5 protein-coding genes and 2 pseudogenes are annotated in these 3,232 nt (G+C 36.0%); all 7 read right to left on the bottom strand.

What is annotated here, in order from left to right; genetic code table 11:
• Positions 1-68 precede the first annotated feature (68 nt).
• Positions 69-369, bottom strand: a pseudogene (locus tag OZD68_RS04860) (IS630-like element ISWpi10 family transposase); the annotation flags it as partial.
• Between the two features lie 116 nt (positions 370-485).
• Complete coding sequence (locus tag OZD68_RS04855) at positions 486-1,223, bottom strand: putative folate metabolism gamma-glutamate ligase (protein ID WP_275009138.1); 738 nt, start codon at positions 1,221-1,223, stop codon at positions 486-488.
• Between the two features lies 1 nt (position 1,224).
• Positions 1,225-1,410 carry a dihydrofolate reductase family protein gene (locus OZD68_RS04850; RefSeq protein ID WP_275009136.1) on the bottom strand — a complete coding sequence of 62 codons (186 nt, stop codon included), beginning with the start codon at positions 1,408-1,410 and terminating at the stop codon, positions 1,225-1,227.
• Positions 1,407-1,544, bottom strand: coding sequence for a hypothetical protein (locus OZD68_RS04845; protein ID WP_275009134.1), 138 nt, complete (start codon positions 1,542-1,544; stop codon positions 1,407-1,409). The genes OZD68_RS04850 and OZD68_RS04845 overlap by 4 nt, the downstream gene beginning before the upstream one ends.
• Positions 1,545-1,663: 119 nt before the next feature.
• Positions 1,664-1,912 (bottom strand): annotated as a pseudogene (locus OZD68_RS04840) (dihydrofolate reductase); the annotation flags it as partial.
• A 107-nt stretch (positions 1,913-2,019) separates the two neighbouring features.
• Positions 2,020-2,754, bottom strand: a complete 735-nt coding sequence (gene folP / locus OZD68_RS04835; RefSeq protein ID WP_275009133.1) for a dihydropteroate synthase — start codon at positions 2,752-2,754, stop codon at positions 2,020-2,022.
• Between the two features lie 10 nt (positions 2,755-2,764).
• The coding region (locus OZD68_RS04830; RefSeq protein WP_275008720.1) for a transposase at positions 2,765-3,232 on the bottom strand (468 nt) is incomplete at its 5' end.

The raw sequence follows: 3,232 nt of genomic DNA, 5'->3' as shown, positions 1-3,232 counted from the left end.
ATGTGTTTATTGCTATAGCAGGCCAGTAGCATATTACGGTCTGTTCGGATTATTGTAAAAAGAGCTATAATATTGTGGTTTTCCTCTATCCACACCTCAACTTGTTCACGTTGACTTTGATTCAATATAGTTTTTCTAAGGCGTTGAGGCGGAGGAAATAATTTTTCTTCTCTGCCAAATTTTAGGTCATGCAGTAAGTGCCTTTCTTGAAATGCAGCATATCTTTGCTACGGCTGTTATACTGTGCTTTTTTGCTGCAATTACAGCATTTAGTTTTTTTGCAACATATGCGTTATTTCTGACTTTCTTCAGCATTTCTTTTGCTGATTCCACCACTTTTTCATCCAATAATTTTGATCTTAATGCCATTTAAACCTCGCTACTTTACTTACTTCAGTATGGCTTTTTTTCTATTATTGTCTATCAGTTACTTGTGTAGCGGGAATTGGTATTAGAAGTCTAATAGCAAATTTTTAAGTTCCTCTTTAACTCTTTAACCAGCGGGCTCGCATGAGGAGAGGAGAGTAAAGGTCCTCTTCCATAGATATCTTCACACTTTTTTCTTCTTCTGTAGTTGGCAGACGAGTAAGAAAGTGAATCTTTGGTGCGCCACTAATTATTGCCATTGGTGTTTGCTCCGCCCCTTCTCCCATAACTAAAACAGCAGACGTTGCCAGCGCATCAAGAAGATTGACTTGTGTTACTTGCAGTGGTTGATCATAAAGATCTGGCTTGCCTATATAGGAATAAAATGGTTCAAATCCACACCAACCAAGAGCAACGCACGTAACCCCAAGGCGCATAGGTGTTATGTTACTATCTGTAATCAAAATACCAAGATGTTTTATGCAGTGTTTTGTCTTGAGATAGTTCCATATTGATAGAGCTGTTTTCTGAACATCCTTTGGGTATAAAATATACATTTCATTACCATTTGATTCATCAATACCAGCAGATGGAATTAAGATATTGTCTTTGATTGTTAAATAGATGCCGTAAGAATTATGGTCTACATCAACAATTGCATCAGCTTCTCTTTTGATTAGCTCTTCTTTAGAACAAGCAGTTTTGCAAACCACTTGTTTTTGACAAATAGAAATGATTTTTGATGTGATAGCAAGAACAACTTCCTCTCCTAGCAACTCTGAAACATAGCGATCAAGAACCTGCTCTAATACTTCCCCACATTCAATGCGGTGGGTATAAATTGCTTTAACATGCATATTAACGTATTAGCCTACATATAGTATAATCTTTCGTTTTGGTGAGAATAGTTTTATGCCATCCATCAAGAAGTGTTAAGTTGAAATATACATCACCTTTATAGGGTTTGTGAATTTCTGTTATGATAAATTCTGAGATTAGATCATACTCCAAAAAAAGATGCGCTATTTGTGCTCCACCAATCATGAAGACTTTAGAATTATAGCCTTTCTTATAATAGTCCGAATGCGATAAGATATGTGTTTATGGCTATAGCAGGCCAGTAGCATATTACGGTCTGTTCGGATTATTGTAAAAAGAGCTATATTTCTTCTATGCAAGAGTTTTTGTCAATCCAAAGTATAGCTCTTTTTACAATAATCCGAACAGACCGTAATATGCTACTGGCCTGCTATAGCCATAAGCACATATCTTATCCTATTCGGACTATTGCGAGAAGTGCTATAATAGTGCATTTTACTCCTCTGTTAAAACAAGAATTTAATTTGTCACGAGAAAAAACAACAGGGATACGATTCCCTAATATGTCTTGAGGCATAGTTTCAAATGTCTTTCTCCCCATAACAATAACTTGTTTGTCAGTCACCTGACGAAAATGATCTAACTCACTTGGATAATGCCAGGGCAATCCATTATTTATTCCAATTACCCCATTGGGATCAACAGCCATAATTCCGATAACTATCATCCCTGTAAAGCAGCTTGAGCTACAAAAAATCGCATGTGATCACGCACATTATGCACTCGAAGGAAATCAACCTTGTTGTGTAATACAGATGATGTAGCAATTGTTTCTCAATCTCGGTTAAAGACAGGTTCTGTAGAAAAAGAAGAAATAAATGACTTTCTAGAATGGCCAACCAGAACTTTGCAGCCAAAATTTTGTAACGTTTCTATACTGCGTAAAATCTGGATATTCTGGTACATAGATTTGCCAAAACCAATACCAGGATCAATAATGATCGAGCTTCGATCAAAACCTAGAGCTAGTAATCTATTAATGTTCCTTTCTGCCCAATTATTTATGGTATCAATTGGATCAATGTCACTTGGGATAATGTTGTCACTATGTGGTGGTATGGAGAGTGAATGCATAATAACGATACTACATCCACTGCTAGCAATCGCTTTTAAGGTATTATCATCTAGATCTCCCTTCTGATCGTTTACCAAGGCAATCTTGTAGTGCTCCAAAACATTCAAAATAACATCTGGCCAGAAACTATCAATGCTGACTTTAATGTCACCAACTTTCATATACTGATTGAGATTATCAAGCACTGGTTTTAAGCGTGCATATTCTGCTTTTGGAGTTTGTATTGAGGAGCCAGGTCTTGTTGATTGAGCACCAAGTTCAACTATGCTTGCACCATCTGATAACAGCCGCAGTGCCTGCTTGGTTGCTTGATCTGCATCATAATAAAGACCACCATCTGAAAATGAATCAGGAGTAATATTGACAATACCTACAAGCTCTGGTGAAAGCGTAAAACTCCTTAAAAAGCAATCCTTAATGTTAGGGTTAACCATACGCGTCAAGTTAAGAGATTGTGAGCAAATTTAGAGAGGTTAAAGTGGATACTCTAGCCCTTCTAGGTTTGTCTTTTAATGAAAATCGCGACCAAGTTATAGTGAGTTTTTTAAGAAATGCTTTTAAACTATTAATTTTGGTTAATACTAAAAATAACTCTCTAACCCGCCTTTTTAGATCAATAAATGCCTTTGTTAAGCTAAGTTCTGTATTCTTTTTCACTTCTGTGCAACCAACTATGCCGTGAAATATAAGAATTGCACACAATTTAGCATATAGTTCACATAATACTCTGCATGGCTTTCCTTTTACCTTATCAAGCCTGATATGGCTTTTATACAATTTAAATAATAACTCAATTTGCCACCTTACTCTGTAAATCGTTAATACTTGCTCAGCACTAATTTTATTTTCTGGAACATTAGTTATAAATATTGACCAGTTCAACAATTTTTGATTTCTTTTAGAGGATGTATA

It is taken from the genome of Wolbachia endosymbiont of Drosophila bicornuta, assembly GCF_028982105.1.
Lineage (GTDB): Bacteria > Pseudomonadota > Alphaproteobacteria > Rickettsiales > Anaplasmataceae > Wolbachia > Wolbachia pipientis.
This window is presented reverse-complemented; position numbering and strand designations above follow the sequence as displayed.

Excerpts from the sequence above, each read along its gene's own strand:
- OZD68_RS04855 (WP_275009138.1), bottom strand. The coding sequence starts at position 1,223 with ATGCATGTTAAAGCAATTTATACCCACCGCATTGAATGTGGGGAAGTA.
- OZD68_RS04850 (WP_275009136.1), bottom strand. The coding sequence starts at position 1,410 with ATGATTGGTGGAGCACAAATAGCGCATCTTTTTTTGGAGTATGATCTA.
- folP (WP_275009133.1), bottom strand. The coding sequence starts at position 2,754 with ATGGTTAACCCTAACATTAAGGATTGCTTTTTAAGGAGTTTTACGCTT.